This is a genomic window from Alistipes timonensis JC136, assembly GCF_900107675.1.
Lineage (GTDB): Bacteria > Bacteroidota > Bacteroidia > Bacteroidales > Rikenellaceae > Alistipes > Alistipes timonensis.
Genome location: NZ_FNRI01000012.1, coordinates 1 through 18185, shown reverse-complemented (window position 1 = coordinate 18185; position 18185 = coordinate 1). Strand labels below are relative to the sequence as shown.

Annotated in this window: 11 protein-coding genes; 10 read left to right on the top strand and 1 reads right to left on the bottom strand. The window is 55.9% G+C overall.

Annotated elements, in window-relative coordinates; all coding sequences use genetic code 11:
- Positions 1 to 126: 126 nt before the first annotated feature.
- The 3 genes from clpP to BLU78_RS13065 all read left to right on the top strand — a co-directional run bounded on the left by clpP (position 127) and on the right by BLU78_RS13065 (position 4251).
- Positions 127 to 795 carry an ATP-dependent Clp endopeptidase proteolytic subunit ClpP gene (gene clpP, locus BLU78_RS13075; RefSeq protein ID WP_010266217.1) on the top strand — a complete coding sequence of 223 codons (669 nt, stop codon included), beginning with the start codon at positions 127 to 129 and terminating at the stop codon, positions 793 to 795.
- 5 nt (positions 796 to 800) lie between these two features.
- On the top strand, positions 801 to 2069 hold the full coding sequence (gene clpX / locus BLU78_RS13070; RefSeq protein ID WP_010266215.1) for an ATP-dependent Clp protease ATP-binding subunit ClpX: 1269 nt from the start codon (positions 801 to 803) through the stop codon (positions 2067 to 2069).
- Between the two features lie 148 nt (positions 2070 to 2217).
- Positions 2218 to 4251 carry a transketolase family protein gene (locus BLU78_RS13065; RefSeq protein WP_010266211.1) on the top strand — a complete coding sequence of 678 codons (2034 nt, stop codon included), beginning with the start codon at positions 2218 to 2220 and terminating at the stop codon, positions 4249 to 4251.
- A gap of 291 nt (positions 4252 to 4542) precedes the next feature.
- On the opposite strand, the gene BLU78_RS13060 is transcribed toward BLU78_RS13065, so the two are convergent.
- Positions 4543 to 5103 carry an RNA polymerase sigma-70 factor gene (locus tag BLU78_RS13060; protein ID WP_010266210.1) on the bottom strand — a complete coding sequence of 187 codons (561 nt, stop codon included), beginning with the start codon at positions 5101 to 5103 and terminating at the stop codon, positions 4543 to 4545.
- A 249-nt stretch (positions 5104 to 5352) separates the two neighbouring features.
- Here BLU78_RS13060 and BLU78_RS13055 point away from each other — a divergent pair, with 249 nt between their 5' ends.
- The 7 genes from BLU78_RS13055 to BLU78_RS13025 all read left to right on the top strand — a co-directional run bounded on the left by BLU78_RS13055 (position 5353) and on the right by BLU78_RS13025 (position 17965).
- Positions 5353 to 6306 (top strand): FecR family protein, encoded by a 954-nt coding sequence (locus BLU78_RS13055; RefSeq protein ID WP_010266208.1) that lies wholly within the window; start codon positions 5353 to 5355, stop codon positions 6304 to 6306.
- A gap of 311 nt (positions 6307 to 6617) precedes the next feature.
- On the top strand, positions 6618 to 10025 hold the full coding sequence (locus BLU78_RS13050) for a TonB-dependent receptor (protein ID WP_020692829.1): 3408 nt from the start codon (positions 6618 to 6620) through the stop codon (positions 10023 to 10025).
- A gap of 11 nt (positions 10026 to 10036) precedes the next feature.
- Positions 10037 to 11497, top strand: a complete 1461-nt coding sequence (locus BLU78_RS13045) for a RagB/SusD family nutrient uptake outer membrane protein (RefSeq protein WP_026020861.1) — start codon at positions 10037 to 10039, stop codon at positions 11495 to 11497.
- 12 nt (positions 11498 to 11509) lie between these two features.
- A complete protein-coding gene (locus tag BLU78_RS13040; RefSeq protein ID WP_010266204.1) occupies positions 11510 to 12964 on the top strand; it encodes a glycerophosphodiester phosphodiesterase family protein in 1455 nt (484 codons plus the stop codon).
- A gap of 30 nt (positions 12965 to 12994) precedes the next feature.
- Complete coding sequence (locus tag BLU78_RS13035; protein ID WP_010266203.1) at positions 12995 to 14647, top strand: PKD domain-containing protein; 1653 nt, start codon at positions 12995 to 12997, stop codon at positions 14645 to 14647.
- A gap of 77 nt (positions 14648 to 14724) precedes the next feature.
- Positions 14725 to 16311, top strand: a complete 1587-nt coding sequence (locus BLU78_RS13030) for a calcineurin-like phosphoesterase C-terminal domain-containing protein (protein ID WP_231291017.1) — start codon at positions 14725 to 14727, stop codon at positions 16309 to 16311.
- Positions 16312 to 16441: 130 nt separating this feature from the next.
- Entirely contained in the window at positions 16442 to 17965 is a 1524-nt protein-coding gene (locus BLU78_RS13025; RefSeq protein WP_010266199.1) for a sulfatase family protein, read from the top strand.
- Positions 17966 to 18185 lie beyond the last annotated feature (220 nt).

Sequence of the window (18185 nt, the reverse complement as noted above, 5' to 3'; positions counted from 1 at the left end):
TTTCCATCCGGTTCTGCGCGCTCCCGCCCGCTTAAGAAGCGGGTTTTAGGGGCGATGAGAGACTGGAGTGCTTACAGCGGTTTTGCACGCTCAGGATGAAGGAGATATGGATAAATAGATACAACTATGTCAGAATTTGAAAAATACGCACGGAACCACTGCGGGATCAGTTCGCTGAAACTGCACGATTTCCAGTCGATAAGCTCGGCCTATGTGTCGCCGACGATCATCGAGGAACGCCAGTTGAACATCGCTACGATGGACGTTTTCTCGCGCCTGATGATGGACCGCATCATCTTCCTCGGTGCGCCGATCTACGACGACGCGGCCAACATCATCCAGGCACAACTGCTGTTTCTCGAATCGGTCGATCCCGAGAAGGACATCCAGATTTACATTAACTCGCCCGGCGGGTCGGTTTCGGCCGGTCTGGGCATCTACGACACGATGCAATTGGTGAACTCCGACGTGGCGACCATCTGCACGGGCCTTGCGGCCTCGATGGGAGCCGTGCTGCTCACGGCGGGAGCCAAGGGCAAGCGCTCGGCGCTGCCGCACTCGCGGGTGATGATCCATCAGCCGTTGGGCGGTGCCCAGGGGCAGGCTTCGGACATCGAAATCACGGCGCGTGAGATCATGAAGACCAAGCGCGAGCTGTACGAGATTCTCGCGGCCCACTCGGGCGTCTCGGTCAAAAAGATCGAGAAGGACGCCGACCGCGACTACTGGCTCTCGGCCCGGGAAGCCAAGGAGTACGGCCTGATCGACGAGGTGCTCTCCAAACGCGAAAAGTAAACTGCATGGCACAGAACAAGAACAACCATAAGAACGGCGGCGACTGCTGCTCGTTCTGCGGCGCCAAGCGCTCGGACGTGGAGATCATGTTCCAGGGTTCGGACGGCGCCAACATCTGCAACAAATGCATCGAGAACGGCTATAAGATCATCGTTGACAACGACATCGCCTCCGAACACGGGCGGCGTTCGCCGGCGGCTCCGCTGAAGATGGAGGAGCTGTTGAAACCGGCGCAGATCAAGGAATTTCTCGACCAGTGGGTCATCGGGCAGGACGCCGCCAAACGCTATATGTCGGTGGCGGTCTACAATCACTACAAGCGGCTGTTGTACGCCCCGAAGGAGGACGAGGTCGAGATCGACAAGTCGAACATCGTGCTGGTGGGCCCGACGGGTACGGGCAAGACGCTGATGGCCCGCACGATCGCCAAGCTGTTGAAGGTGCCGTTCACGATCGTCGACGCAACGGTCCTGACCGAAGCGGGTTACGTGGGCGAGGATGTCGAAAGCATTCTTTCGCGGCTGTTGCAGGTCGCCGACTACAACGTCGAGCTGGCCGAGCGCGGCATCGTCTTCATCGACGAGATCGACAAGATCGCGCGCAAGGGCGACAACCCCTCGATCACGCGCGACGTCTCGGGCGAAGGGGTGCAGCAAGCCCTGCTGAAAATCCTCGAAGGCACCGTGGTCAATGTTCCGCCTCAGGGCGGGCGCAAGCATCCCGAGCAGAAATTCATCCAGGTCGATACGCGCAACATCCTCTTCATCTGCGGCGGCGCCTTCGACGGCATCGAGAAGAAGATCGCCCAGCGGTTGAACACCCGTGCGATGGGATACGGACGCCTGAACGCCGATCCCGTGGACCGTTCGAACCTGATGCAGTACGTCACGCCGCAGGATTTGAAGTCGTTCGGACTGATCCCCGAGCTGGTGGGACGCCTTCCGGTGCTGACCTACATGCAGCCGTTGGAACGCGAGGCGCTGCGCTCGATACTCACCGAGCCGAAGAATGCCATCGTCAAACAGTACAAGCGGCTGTTCGAGCTGGACGGCGTGAAGCTCTCGTTCGACAACGAGGCGCTGGACTATATCGTCGGCAAGGCTGTCGAGTTCAAACTCGGGGCCCGCGGCCTGCGCTCGATCTGCGAGGCGATCATGATGGATACGATGTTCGACATTCCGTCGACCGACGCCCGGAAATTCACCGTAACTTTGCCTTATGCAAAGAAAAAGATAGAAAAAGCAAATATTTTAGAGCTAAAACAAGTCGGATAGTTTCTTTTTGACTATCTTTGCCTGTCGGAGCGACGGGATTAAGGGCTGCGGACGGTCGTGGCGTATCGGATGCTGATTGTGCGCATTTTCCTGTCCGGATGTACCGAAACTGAAAAACGACGAACTGAAACTTAAATAACTTTACCCCATGTCAACAACGAACTCGAAACTCACGCGCGTGGCCGATAATATCCGTATCCTGTCGGCCGCAATGGTCGAAAAGGCGAAGTCGGGACACCCCGGCGGCGCGATGGGCGGTGCCGATTTCATTACGGTGCTCTTCGCGGAATTCCTGCGTTACGATCCCGATAATATGGCTTATCCCTACCGGGACCGCTTCTTCCTCGATCCGGGCCACATGTCGCCGATGCTCTATTCGACGCTGGCGCTGACGGGCCGCTATTCGGCCGAGGACCTGCAGTCGTTGCGCCAGTGGGGCAGCGTGACTCCGGGGCACCCCGAGGTGGACGTGATGCGCGGTGTGGAGAACACCTCGGGTCCGCTGGGTCAGGGGCACGCCATGGCGCTGGGCGCTGCCATTGCGGAGCGCTTCATGGCCGCCCGCTTCGGCGAGTGGATGGCGCACAAGACCTATGCCTATATTTCCGACGGCGCCGTCGAGGAGGAGATTTCGCAGGGCGTGGGCCGCATTGCCGGCCATCTGGGCCTGTCGAATTTCGTGATGTACTACGACTCGAACAACATCCAGCTCTCGACGAAGGTCGACGAGGTGATGACCGAGAACGTGGCCATGAAATACGAAGCATGGGGCTGGAACGTGCTGTCGGTCGACGGACACAATATCAACGAGATTCGTGAAGCGCTGGTCGCCGCCGAGAGCGAAACGGAGCGTCCGACGCTCATCATCGGCCATACCGTCATGGGCAAGGGCGCCAAGGGTCCTGCCGGGGAGAGCTTCGAGGATAAGGTCTCGACCCACGGCCAGCCGTTGACGGCAGCCGGAGCCGATTTTGCGGCTACGGTGAAGAACCTGGGCGGCGATCCGGAGCATCCGTTCGCTATTTTCGACGAGAGCCGCGAGGTCTTCGCCGAGCGTCGGGAGGCGTTGAAGGAGTGGGCCGCCAAGCAGGCTGCCGTCGAGAAATCGTGGCGCTCCGAGCACAAGGATCTGGCGCGCAAACTCGACGATTTCCTTTCGGGTAAACTCCCCGAGATCGACTACAAGTCTATCGAAATGAAAGCCGGTGTGGCGACGCGCGCCGCTTCGGCTACGGTGTTGGGCGTCTATGCCGAGAAGATCGACAATATGATCGTGGCTTCGGCCGACCTTTCGAACTCGGACAAGACCGACGGATTTTTGAAGAAAACCAAGGCGTTCGAGAAGGGCGATTTCTCGGGCAAATTTTTCCAGGCGGGAGTTTCGGAACTGACGATGGCCTGCGTGATGAACGGCATGGCGCTGCACGGCGGCGTGATTCCCGTCTGCGGCACGTTCTTCGTCTTCTCGGACTATATGAAACCGGCCGTGCGCCTCTCGGCGCTGATGCGCCTGCATGTGGTCTATGTCTGGACGCACGACTCGTTCCGCGTGGGCGAGGACGGTCCTACGCATCAGCCCGTGGAGCATGAGGCGCAAATCCGCCTGATGGAGCACCTGAAGAACCACCACGGCGAGCGTTCGATGGTCGTGCTGCGTCCGGCCGACGGCGAGGAGACCGTCATGGCGTGGAAACTGGCCGTCGAGGAGCATCGTCCCGTGGCGTTGGTTCTCTCGCGCCAGAACATCAAAAACCTGCCGACGCTGGGCGCCAGCCGCCGCGAGGAGGCCGCACAGGTCGCCAAGGGCGGTTATGTGGTGATGGATGCAGCCAAGCCCGCTGCGGTGCTGATCGCTACGGGTTCGGAGGTTGCGACGTTGATCGAAGGCGCTGAACTGCTGGCTTCGGAGGGGATTCCGGTCCGCGTGGTGAACGTTCCGAGCGAGGGATTGTTCCGTGACCAGCCCAAATCGTATCAGGAGAGTGTGCTGCCTGCGGGCGTTGCGCGCTACGGCATGACTTCGGGTCTTCCGATTAACCTGCTGGGGCTGGTGGGCGAGAACGGCGTGATCCACGGCTTGGACCACTTCGGCTACTCGGCACCTTACACGGTGCTCGACGAGAAGTTCGGTTACAATGGTGTAACGGTCGCCGCCGAAGTGAAGAATATGCTCGGTAAATAATTTTTACCCGATAAAAAGAAAATCCCCGGTTCCGCAGAGCCGGGGATTTTCAGTAGCAGGGGTGTGGTTTCGAACGGTTGCAATATTGCAGCGGTAAGTGACCCGGCTGCAGGACCCGCCAGGAGGACTTCGGCAACTGTCGGGAGAAATTCTCCGGCGCGGACTTTTGATGTCACCAGACAACAGTTCGCTCTGCAAGGACGGGCGGCAGGCCTCAGGCCGCCACTTAAATTATCGGCACAATGATGACAAGGAAAAAAGAACCGGATGTCCTACGGCGGCAGATTCTTCCTATGACAGTAACAGGATAATCGAGAAAAAGTCTTTCAATGCGCGACGCAACTTGGTAACTGCCTGTTGAAGTTGTTTATCGACCTTTTTCTGCGGAATGCCGAACTGCTCGGCAATCTCCTTGTAACTCTTGCCTTCCAGCCGCCGGGCCCTGAATATCTGCTGCGTTAGTTCCGGCATTTGTTCGAGTTGGGTCCGACATATTTCGAGGATCTCGTTCCGGAACAACGTGTTCGGATCACAACTCTCTATGGCCCGGGTATAGTAATCCATGGCGCTGCGCTCTTTGAGTTTGATCTGTTCGTATACGGCCTGTCCTATTTGCTGATTCCGGCGATACATCAGGCAATTGTTCCGGATGACTTTATACAGATAGGCTTCGATGTTCGTCCCGTTAATGTCGTTGCGGTGTTCCCATACGGCCATGAAACTGTCGTGCACGATATCTTCTGCCGTTTTGGAATCCCGCACATAGCTGTTGGCTATGAGCAGGTATTTCCGCTTGTATTGACGGAATAGCTGCTCGAAAAGTTGCTGTGAGAACGACGAAGCTGTGTCCATAGAGAGTATTCTATACACAAAGATATAATATTTTCCCGGAAGAAATTCTGAAAATAAAATTACGCCCGTACGGACGGAATGCGAAGCGGTTCCGGAAAGCGCGGAGCAGAGAAGCCGGGGCATGCGCTTAATTCACACCGTTTCAATGGATTGAACATATTGAAAAAAATATTTTCGCGATTTGTTGTTTGTTCATGGGGGAAAGAGGAGCAGTTATGCATCTTTATTATCAGATAGAGCCCATAAAAGATGAAAGGAGAAATTACAAACGCCCAGTTGTTTCGGTTCTGTGCCGGAGAAACGACAGTCAAAGAGAATGACCGAATTGCCGCCTGGCTGGATGAGAATCCCGAAGAGCATCAGCAACGGCTGAACGACGTGCATTCGATGTACCTTGTAAGCATTTTATGCGACGAATCCGAAGCTAAGCTGCCGGCACGACGCTCTGCATGGGCCACTTCTTTCCGTCGGTATGCTGCCGGCATTGCCGCCGCCTTGTTGGTCGGATTTGCAGGCAGCTATGCATTCTTTGCCTTCCGGCTGAGCGGCTGGGCCCAACAGCAGACCGTCATCGAGGCTCCGGCGGGCCAGCATGTCCGGATTTCACTTAACGACGGCTCGGAGGTCGATCTGAATTCCGGAAGCCGGCTCATCTACCCTTCGATTTTCAGTGGCAAGGAACGCCGGGTCAAACTCGTCGGTGAAGCCCGGTTCGATGTCAGCCACAACGAAAAACAGCCTTTCATTGTGGAGACCTTCGCCTACGATGTCCGGGTGTTGGGAACCGATTTCAATGTGATTGCCGACGAGGCGAAAGGCCGGTTCTCGACGGCATTGTTCGAAGGCCGTGTGTCCGTCCGCAACCATCGGACCAGCGAGCAGGTCGTCATGGAACCCAATACGGTCGTCCGGCTCGAAAACGGCTACCTGTATGTGGACGAACTTGAGAATTGCGACGAGTATCTATGGACAGAGGGTATTCTGTCGTTCCGGAACGACTCGTTCGATGAGGTCGTTGAGAAACTCAGGAAATATTATGACGTCGAGATTGAAATCCGATGCGCTACGCTTCCGAAAGTGGCCTACGGACGCCTCAAAATCCGCATTTCAGAGGGAATCGAACATGCTTTACGCGTGTTGCAGCTCGCCTCTGATTTTACCTACGAATACGATCACGACCGGAACAGAATTATCATCCAGTGATGGTTTCATAAAGTTTAATACCACCCCCAAACGAAAATTGCCTATGAAGAAATGACCGAACGATCCACCATTGCCTTTCCGGTCGGACGTGAAAAAACCTGCAGGCGGGCAAACACCTGCAGGCCGGAGTCCAATCGGAAAATGATCAACCTTTTCTCAAAATTGAACTTTAATTCAACAAAAGTATGAATAAAAAGATTATTCAGCGAATTAGTTTGTTAATTCTTTTATTCGTTCTGCCCATCGCATATCCCGTAACCGACATTCACGCGCAAGACGTTCGTGTGACTATTCGTATGGAAAAGGTTCGTATGGAGCAGGTTATGAATGAGATTGAGCGTCAGACGAAATATCTTTTCGGAAGCGCCGAGAACGTGGATGTGAAACGCATTGTTACGGTACAGGTCGTGAATCGTCCGCTGCAGGAGGCGCTTGACGCCATGCTCCGGGGAACAAATGTATCCTATACGGTCCAGGGCTCGAACATTGTACTGAAGAACGGACGCTCTGAAGCCGAGGCGAAGAAGCCTGCTGTGATTTCCGGTGTCGTACGCGATGCGGCCGGCAACCCGGTTGTCGGAGCAGCCGTAGTCGTGAAAGGTACGACGATCGGTATCAGCACGGACTCAGAGGGCCGGTTTTCGCTCCAGGTACCCCCCCCCGCTTCGCAGGCCGTTCTGGAAATCAACTATTTGGGGTATGCCCCGGCGGATGTTCGGGTCGGCAGCGCCACTCGCTTCGACATTACGCTCAAAGAGGATAGCCAACAGATCTCGGATGTGCTCGTTGTCGGCTATACGCCCATGCGCAAAAGCGACTTTACGGGCTCGATAGCGAGTGTCAAAGCCAGCGAACTGACGACAACGACGCCCACCATGGCGCAGGCGCTTGCCGGCAAGGTCGCCGGCGTGGAGGTCCGGCAGGCCGACGGCGCGCCGGGTGAGGGCGTGCAGATACGTGTGCGGGGTGTCAACTCGCTCTCGGCTGGCAGCGATCCGCTGTATGTTGTCGACGGTTATCCTGCCTCGGAGGATGTTTACATCAATCCGGGGGATATCGAGAGCATCGACATTCTGAAAGATGCCGCCTCGGCTGCAATCTACGGTTCGCGCGGCGCTTCGGGCGTCGTGCTGATTACAACCAAACGCGGCAAAGAGGGCGAGCGCGCCAAGATCAGCTATGATTTCTCTTATGGTATTCAGCAGCTCGAACGCAAGGTCGATCTGTTGGATGCGAACCAATTCCGGGACCTGTACATTGCTTCGCGCAACGATTCCTATCGCCGGAAAGCGACGGCCGCCGGCATTGCGTGGAGTCTCAACGACGACAATACGATTCGTTCGGCCAAGGGATTTTCGCTCGCCGATGTCGGTATCCACCCCATGTTCTACGATTTTACGACCCGGACGCCTGTCGAACAGCAGTACAATACCGACTGGCAGGACGAGGTGTTCGGCAACGCCGGAATGATGCGCCACAACATTTCGGTGACGGGAGGTTCCAAGGCTATTCGCTACATGGCCAGCGTCGGCTACATGGATCAGGATGGTATTATCGCCCCCTCGAATCACAATCGCATTAATGCCCGTCTGAATCTCGATGCACAGATCACCAAGCACTTTTCGGCCAGCCTGAGCTATTCGATGTACGACGTCAAAAACAAAGTGGTACAGGCGGAAGGGCGTATGATCAATGACGGTGTTATTCAAAGTATGCTCATGTACCTGCCCAACCTGCCGGCCTATGAGGAGAACGGCGATTACGCTCGCAGCGCCATGATCCGGATGAAGACCGACTGGGGCCTGAATTTCCCTGAGAATCCGCTCGTCATTGCCAATGAACTGGATATCTCGGAGAAAACCTCGCGGCATAATTTGAATTTCAATCTGGTCTATGAACCGCTGCCCGATCTGAAAATCTCGGCGCGGCTGGGACAGCAGTGGTACAATTACCGCTATTTTTACTACCGTCCGATGAGCATAGGCCGAAACAGCACGCCCGCCTATGGGCCCGAACTGGCCTCCTACAATATCGCCCGCTCGAGCTCGACCTACGATATCGACCGGCTCGGGGAGTTCACGGCAAGCTACAAGAAACAGCTCGGACGCCATCACGTCGATGCGCTCATCGGCTATACGCTTCAGCGCAAGACCTACGACCGACTCGGTGTCCAGGCTACGGGATTCGCCGACGACCGCATCCACGAGGTGACAGCCCACGGCCCGAAAGATTCGGACGTATCGCTTTATGAAACCCGCAAAGCGGCTTGGTCGATGATGTCCTATCTGGCGCGTCTGAACTATTCGTTCGACGACCGTTACACCGTGACCGGAACGTTCCGCACCGACGGTTCGTCGCGTTTCGGCGTCAATAACCGCTGGGGATATTTCCCGTCGGTATCGGCAGGCTGGACGATCTCGAACGAACCGTTTCTGAAAGATGCGCTCGAAAACATTGCTACGGTCCGTATCCGTGCCAGCTGGGGTAAGAGCGGCAACAACGACATCGGCAATTATTCCAGCATTGCAGGCATTTCGACCGGAAGTTATGCTTTCGGCACGACGGCCGTATCCACTTCCCGTCTCGGCGGGTTTGCCGATTCGGAACTCGGATGGGAAACGACGACGCAGACCAACATAGGTCTGGACCTGGGATTTTTCAACAGCCGGTTGAACGTGATTGCCAACTATTACAACTCCATCTCGACCGACATCCTCTATAACGCACCGATCTCCGCGATTTCCGGGTTCACCTCTTCAACGACCAACATGACCGATGCGAAGATCCGCAACCGTGGTTTCGACCTGCAGGTCGACGCCCGATTGCTGACCGGCAAGGTAAAGTGGAATGTCAGCACGAATATTTCGATCAACCGTAACAAAGTGGTTAGTTTGGGCGGACTGGACGACATTCTCTCCACATCGGAGCGTTCCGTGCAATCGCATATTACCAAAGAAGGCTATCCCATTGGGTCGTTCTACGGCTACAAGGCCGTCGGCATCATGTCGGAACTCGATTACAAGAACGCGCTGAAGGACCGGGAGGTTTATCTGGCCAACGGCAGCAAGTTCCCTGCCGGCTACACGCTGCAAGGGCCTGCCGTACCCAGCTATGCGCTCGACGATCTGTCCTACGGCAATACGATCTGGAAAGACGTGAGCGGCGACGGCGTCATCGACACGAACGACAAAACGATTTTAGGGAACGCTTATCCCGACTTTACGGGCGGCTTCTCGACCAGCCTCTCGTGGAAAGGCTTCGATCTGGGAGCGAGCTTCACTTACTCGTACGGCGGTGAGGTGATCAATTTCCAGGATTACTATCTGTTCAACGTGGAAGGATCGTCGAACCAGTATGCGATTGCCGCCGACCGTTATGTGTCGGATACGAATCCGGGGCGCAACAACGTACCCATCGCCACGCGGATCTCGGTGACGAACCAATCTCTCAAACTCTCTTCGTACTATGTGGAGGACGCCTCTTATTTCCGCTGCTCGAACATTACGTTAGGCTATACGTTACCCAAACGTCTGCTCCGGAAGATCGGGGTCGAATCGTGCCGGGTATATGTCAGCGGCGACAACCTCTTCACTATTACCGACTACCGCGGTTACAACCCCGAGGTTTCGTACAAGAGCAGCAACCTGATGCCCGGATTCGACTGGGGTTGCTATCCGCTGTCGCGTATCTACTCGGTAGGTTTAAATTTAACGTTTTAATCCGTTCTGTTATGAGAATCAGTCATCTGTTTATTCTTCTTGCAGCGTCGGCAATGCTGACTGCGTGCGATTTTCTCGACGAATATAATCCCAATTCAGTGACAGTCGGCAATTACTATACTTCCGAAGAGGACATTGTCGCATCGCTTAACGGCGTCTACACCTCGCTGACGCAAAGTTATGTTGCCGATAACTATCACTATTTTACCGATGTGCGCGCCAATGCGACCGTCGTAACCAGCAGCGGCGCCAACAGCGGCATTCCCTACCAGTTCTACAATTATACGCTTACCGAGGAGAATGTCTATGTTTACAACCGTTATTCGCAGTTGTACAAGATCATCTCGCGCGCCAATACGCTCTTCGCTCATCTGGGGGATGTCAGTTATGCTACTCCTTCGGCCCGCGATACGTATGAAGCCGAAGCCCGGTTCCTGCGCGCTTTGTCTTACTACTGGCTGGTAACCGAGTGGGGTGACGTACCATTGGTGCTCAAGGTTCTGGAGAGTACGGAAGAGGTTCGGGCCAACAATTACCGCCGCCCGAAGGCCGAAATTTACCAGGCCATTTTCGATGACCTGAAATATGTGACCGAAAGCCCCCTGCCTGATGTGCAACCTGCCTCGGCATGCGGCAAGGTCAGTAAGGCTGCCGCATGGGCACTTTGGGGCAAAGCCTTGTTGCAGCAGGCTTGCGATGAAGATTTCATCGGTTCGAAGTCCGAATTGCTCGGACAGGCGATCGGGAAACTGACTGCTGCCTGGGATCTGCGCAAGTTCGGCGAACTCTCGTCGGTTTCCTATTCCTCCGTCTGGGACCTCTCTACGCAGAAGTCGTGTGCGGAAAATATTTTCCAGGTCAACTATATTCAGGGGAACGCCGACCTGGGATCGGTGTGGAATTATATGTACGGTCCTGAGGGAGCGGGCGTCACCTCGCAGAGAAAAGGCGAGATGCAGAACGTCACGATACAGGCTGTCTATGATTCATTCGAGCCGGGCGATGTCCGCCGCTCTTTCCTGCGGGCAACGAACAAGGCGGGGCAGACTTACTATCACACCATGAAGTATGCCGATCTGGAATGCGGCGCCAACGGGTATGGAGGCAACAACTGGATTGTGCTGCGTTATGCCGATGTGGCGCTGATGCTGGCTGAAGCCTATTATTGGTCGAAGGAGGAAACATTGGCGAAAACCTGGCTGAACAAGGTGCGTGAGCGTGCCGGGCTGGGCGATTGGTCGGGGAGCGACCTGCGCCAGGGCATCTACGATGAACGCCTGCACGAATTCATGCAGGAGGGGCTCCGCTGGCAGGATTTGCTGCGTATGTACGATCGTATGGAGATGCTGGAGCACTTCAGCGCGATCAATTCCAATTTTTCGTTGAAAGACTTGTTGCTGCCTATTCCCTACAACGAACGGATTCTCAATCCCGAAGGCCTTTATCAGAATCCGGGATACGGAAGCAATTAAACGGTTCGGGACATGAAAAGATTCTCGTTAATTCTTCAGGCATTCCTGCTCGGTTCGCTGATGGCCTGTTCCGATAGCGATACCGGCAGTGAATCCTCTCCAGGGAGCGGGGGCGGAGATACGTCCGATACGACCTATTCCATTGCCTGGACTCCCGAAACACCGGCCAAGGACGAAGATATCGTTTTTTCGATCGAAGGTCCGACCGGCGAAGCAAGTTCCGTCGGCTGGAATTTCGGTGACGGTAAATTTGCCACCGCCGGTCCCGAAGATCGGGTGCGTCATGCCTACGGCGAATACGGCAGTTATCAGGTGCGGGCGTATGTTTCGATATCGGGCAGGATGAACGAAGTGGGAGCGACCGTCGTTATTGCCGAAACGGAGGCGGCGATCTGTGTCAGCAACGTTTCGCCGGCCCGGATGGAAAAAGTCGTCTTTTCGCTCAACCAAATCCAGGCCGTTTCGTCCGTTACGTGGGATTTCGGAGATGGAAGTGCCCCGCAGAGTACGACGGAGCCGACGACTGAGGTGACGCACCGATACGCATTGGGAGGGAGCTTTACGGTTGCGGTTACGATCGTTTATGCCGACGGCGGCGATAAACGGCTGACGCTGCCGGTGAATGTTTCGGGCGAGAGCCTGAGTTACTCGGGCCAGCATTTCGACAAAGGCAAAGTATGGATCATGGCCCACCGCGGCAATTTCAAAGGAGGGTATGAACTTCCGCCCAACTCGTTGCGCGGTTACCGCAGGGTGGTCGAAGACGGTTTTGCCGAGTTTATAGAAACCGATGCGCAGCTGACCAAAGACGGCATTCCCATCGTGCTGCACGATGCCCATTTGAGGAATTTCACCAATTTCTCCGATATATATCCCGGTGAGGTCGGGAATGTCAGCGACTACACTTACGAGGAGATTCGGCAATTCCGCCTGAAGACCACCGACGGAGCGGTCTCCGAGGACATGGTGCCCTCATTGGAGGAGGTGCTGACGGAGTTGGGAGACAAAATCTTCTTCAATATCGACAAGTGCAGTGACGGCAATATGGACGTCTCCACGCTCGAAAAAGTGTACGAGGTTGTCCGGAAATGCGGTTGCCTGGATCGGGTACAGTTCTATGTGGGCAACAGCGGTTCCGTAAACGCGCGATGGCTCTCCGAACAAAAGATTCCGGGCATCATCGCACCCCATGTTAACAGCCGGAATCAGGCGAACACCATGCTGGTCTGTCAGCCCTACTATTTTATCCAGGCCTCGACCAATACGTTAAGGGACAACCTTGCGTGGCTTTCCACGGTCAATGGATACGGGCTTTCGGTGACCAACCTGCTCGACAGTTATTGGGCGGATTTCAATAGCGGCAATACCGGGCAGATGGATGCATTTGTGGAAGCCGGTTTGAACATGGTGCAATGCGATTATCCCGAGCAAATGCATGAGTACCTGTTGCAGAAAGGCAAACGTTAGACATTTGAAAAATTTTAACAGACTGAAACCATGAAAAGAATCATATCGTTGCTATGCGTCGCATGTTTGGTTTTGATAACCGCATGTTCCGACGACAAAGAGGTGGGGCCGATTTTCGATTCGGTCCTTACCCCCGATTTCACGTTCGATGACGGCGCAGAGATTATCGCCGGCGTCGATGCCGTACAGTTTACCGACAATTCAACGGCCAAAGGCACGGAGATCAGCGGCTATTTCTGGCATTTCGGATTCGCCGGACTGGGAAACTGGTCGGAAGAGGCTGCTCCGGACCCTGTCATGTACAAGGAGGCCGGCGAATACGTCGTTACGCTGACGGTCTACGGCGCCGACGGCAACAGCAGCTCGACCAAACGGACCATTGTCGTCAAGGCCGCCAATCTGGCGCCCTCGGCATCCTTCACGTATACTCCGGAAACGGTGGTTGTGGATACCGAAGTAACCTTTACCGACACATCGGTCGATTCCGATGGCGAGATCGTCGCCCGCCGGTGGACCCTTCCCGATAATACGACCTCTACCGAAGCTTCCGTCAAATATACCTTCACGAAGGGCGGCACGTTCGATGTGACGCTTCAGGTGACTGATGACCGGGGTGCAAGCAGCGAGGTTTCGAAGAAAATCTTCGTAGCAGGCGACGAGGGCATCGGCTCCGGCAGCGAGAGCGACCCGTGGCAGATTGCCACCGCCGACCGATGGAACGAGATCGCGCAGTCGATCAACGGCACCCAGCCGGGCGATTATAAAGCCGGGGACTACTATCTGGTGACGAACGATGTCGATTTCAGCGGTAAGAACTTCATCGCATGGGACAGCTTCTCCGGTCAGCTCACCGGCAACGGCAACTCGCTGAAGGGCATTACGGCGACCCGCACGGTTGCGGAGGCCGACATCAACGCGGATGCTGCCATCTTCGGCGTCATCCGCATTAATTCGGGTACGGTCAAGGATCTCAAAATCGAAGCTACCCTCACCTCGAACGGCAACCGGATCGGCGGCATGACCGGGCGCAACAACGGAACGCTCGACGGCGTATACTTCGTGAAAGGCACGCTCACGGGCGTGAAGCGTGTCGGCGGCATTGCGGGCGAAAACAACTCGGTTATCGTCAACTGCGCAGTGTTGGGCGGCAACATCTCGTCATCGGGCGAGAATGCCGGCGGCATCACGGGCGGCAACACCAATGCAAAAGCCTTCGTCATCAACTGTTACAGCTGGATGGAGTCGCTCGTTTCATCGGGGCCCAATACCGGCGGCATCATCGGTTACGGTGGCAGCGACTCGTTTGCCGTCAACTGCTATACGACAACGGCGACCGTTGTCTCCGGGGGCACGTACGGCGGAGCTGTCGGATACGTCAAGAAGAGCAACCTGCAGAACATCTACGGCAATTCAGCGGTCGGCGCCGCTGTGGGAAGTGCGAAAAACACCGGCAGCAATGTTCCTTCGGTATGGCCGACGCAGACTTCCAGAGCCCTCTCGCTCGGAGAGATGATGTCGGGCAGCGTGAGCGTACCCTCGAATAACACGGAGTACGGCAGCTTCGTCGAGGCGTTGAATGCCGGCGTGGATATTTTCAACAGTGCGACGTTCAGCCAGAAACCCGAAGGTGTGGTACTCCGCCGTTGGAAGAGTTCGGGCACCTACCCGGTTCTGGCGGACTAACCCTTCATTCATGTTTGTAAAACGGCCCTGGAGGGCGATCTTTCGGGGCCGTTTTTATCCACTTAAAATTGAAACCAATGAACAAGCGTATTTTTATTTTTCTATTCATTATCGGGGCGTTATGTCTGTGCGGTTGTGCGGACGACTTCGCCACAAAAATCAATTTGGACGGAAATTCGTCCGAAGGGGAATTTAACAGCGAGGCCGCGCTCTATGGTACGGTTCAGGACAACTACGGCAAACCGATAGCGGGCGTACTTGTCAGCGACGGCATGCAGACTACTGAAACCGATGCGAAAGGCAATTGGCAGTTGTTCAGCGACCTGAAGCTTCGTCGGTTCGTGTTCGTCACGATTCCGGCCGGTTATGAAGTTCCGTCGAAGAACGGAATTCCCCAGTTCTGGCAGCGGATTCCCGAAAACGAGAAGCAATTCAAGGCCGATTTTACGTTGATGAAGCGCGCCGGCTCGGGCGATCGGTATACGATTTTGATGACGGCCGATCCGCAGATCCGCGCCAAGACCGCGGGAACGGACAAATACATGTTCCATTCGATCGACATTTACGAGGACATGTGCAAAGACATGAAGGAGCTCGCTGCGTCGATCACCGACCGTCCGGTATACAGCATTTGCCTGGGCGACATGGTGCACAACAACATGAGTTTGTGGGAAGACTATTGCGAGGGCCTCAAGGATTTTTCGTTCCCGGTGTTTCATGTGATCGGCAACCATGACCACATTCAGAATGCCGCGAGCGACGATTTGGCCGTGGCGGAATATGAAAAATACCTCGGGCCGACGAATTATGCCGTCGATCTGGGACAAGTTCACTACATTTTCCTCGACAATATCGAAATGGCGGATAATTCCGCACTCACGGCCAGCGCCACGGGCGCCTACAAGAACGGGCTTTCCGAAGAGGCTGTCGAATGGCTGCGCAGTCATCTGTCGCATGTCGACAAAAACAAGATCCTCATGGTTTGCGGACACACCTCGTTTTACAAGAAGATCGGTTACGATCCGTCGGTGTCGGACCTGAATGCATCCGTCTATACGGGATTGTTCTCCGCCTACAAATTCGTGCATTCATGGGCGGGGCACAACCACGATTATTATAACTATGCCTATGCCGCCGAGGAGACCAGTCCGAAATACCCCAATGTCGAGTCGCATATCCTGGGACGTTCGACCGGTATGTTGGGACTCAATGCGTCCGTTACGTCCGACGGCGGCCCGCGGGGTTATCTGGTGATCGATGTCGACGGCGAGAACATCACGTGGAAATTCAAGGCCTGCGGTTATGAGGAGGGCAAAAAGCTGGAAAACCTGCCTGCCGACTGGCAGCTCCGTGCTTATGCGCCTAACGAGCAGGGCTGGTACACTTCCGGGAAAGTTTATGTCAACGTCTGGAACTACGACGCCCACTGGGGGCCCGTTTACTATTCGGATAGCGGTAAAACGAAGGTGGCGATGAGCAAGGACAAGACCCACGACGGTTACGCCAATTCACTCTACGAGCAGTATAAGGATCAGTATACGGTATTGGCATACACCACGACACCCCATATGTTCAGTATCGAACCGTCGGAAGGTGCCACTTCGGCGACGATCGAGACAACCGACCGGTTCGGCAACCGTTATACTGCCAGTGTAAGTTGGTAGCCCCTCTCCTGCGTTCCGGGCCGCCGGGGATTTTACAATAGACAATGTGTGATCTATGAGATGTGATTTTGTATTTTGGGGAGCCGCCGCATTGGGCGGATTGGTCCCTGTTCACGGGCAGGATAATACGATGCGCCGTCCGAATATTCTGTTCTGCATCGCCGACGATGCCGCATGGCTTCATTTCGGGGCTTATGGCTGCCAATGGGTCTCGACGCCGGTTTTCGACAGTGTGGCCGCACGGGGTGTGCTGTTCGAGAATTGTTACACTCCGAATGCGAAATCGGCGCCTTCGCGTGCGTCGCTGCTCACGGGACGCTACTCGTGGCAGTTGGGCGAGGCGGGTAATCACATCTGTCATTTTCCCGAGGATGCCGGGGTCTTCACCGAGGCGCTCGAAGAGGCTGGTTACGACGTGGCCTTTACCGGCAAGGGCTGGGCTCCGGGCAATCCCGGCATGAAAAACGGCCGTAGACGGCAGTTGACGGGTGAAGCGTGGCAGAATCGGAAACTGACGCCTCCGACATCCGAGATGCTCGCCACGGACTATGCGGCGAATTTTTCCGACTTCCTCTCCTCGCGTGAGGATGCGTCGCGGCCGTGGTTCTTCTGGTTCGGCTGTCGCGAGCCGCACCGCCGCTATGAATACGGCAGCGGAGCGGCCAAAGGCGGACGGACGACCGGAGAGATCGATCGTGTTCCGGCTTTCTGGCCCGACAACGAGACGGTGCGTAACGACATGCTGGACTACGGGTTCGAGATCGAACATTATGACCGGCAGTTGGGACTGATGCTGGCCCGGTTGGAGGAACTCGGGGAGCTGGACAACACGCTTGTCATCGTTACGTCGGACAACGGGATGCCCTTCCCGCGCGCCAAAGGGACCCAGTACGAGTATGCGCATCACATGCCGTTGGCCGTGATGTGGCTGCGGGGAGTGAGTGCCCCGGGACGCCGGGAAGCGGCCTATGTTTCATTTGTCGACATCGCACCGACCCTTTTGGAGGTTGCCGGAACGGACCCTTCGGCGGCCGGCATGGCGCCGCTGCCGGGCGGAAGCCTCGTGCCGCTGTTGCGGAATGAGGCGGACCCCTGTGCCGCGTTGCGCGAACGGGCATTGCTGGGACGCGAGCGGCATGACAACGGACGGCCCGGTGACCAGGGTTATCCGATCCGGGGCATCGTGCGCGACGGTTGGCTCTACCTGTGCAACCTCAAACCGTGGTTGCTGCCCGGGGGCAATCCGGAAACGGGCTACCGGGACATCGACAGTTCCCCGACGAAAACAGCCATTCTGCAATTGCGGCGCAGCGGGCAGGATCGTCGTTATTATGACCTGTCGATGGGGCAGCGTCCGGCGGAGGAGTTGTACCATGTCGAAACGGACCGCGAATGCCTCGCCAACCGGATCGGGGACGTTTCATGCCGGATTCTGGCAGATTCACTGCGGGCCGAGCTTTTCCGGACGCTGCGCGGGCAGGGCGATCCGCGGATGACAGGCGACGGCGACGTATTCGACCGCTATCCCTACGACAAGCCGGGAAAGGACAGCGTTTACGAACGGACCGTCAGTGGGGAGATCATTCCGTGGGAACAGTCGAACTGGGTGCTTCCGACCGATTACGAACAATACGAAATAGTAAAAAACAAATAACCCGAATATGGTGATAAGATTATTGATTTTCCTTGCATCCCTTTTCCTGTTTGGTGCTTGTGCGAGTTCCGAATCCGTTTCCGGCACCCGTGCCGAACGGGTTGTTTCGGAGATTCACAACCCCGCCTCGAACAAGGTGCTTGTCGCATGCCACCGGGGCGACTGGCGCAACTGGCCCGAGAACTCTTTGGCGGCCATCGAATCGGTGATCGGCATGGGC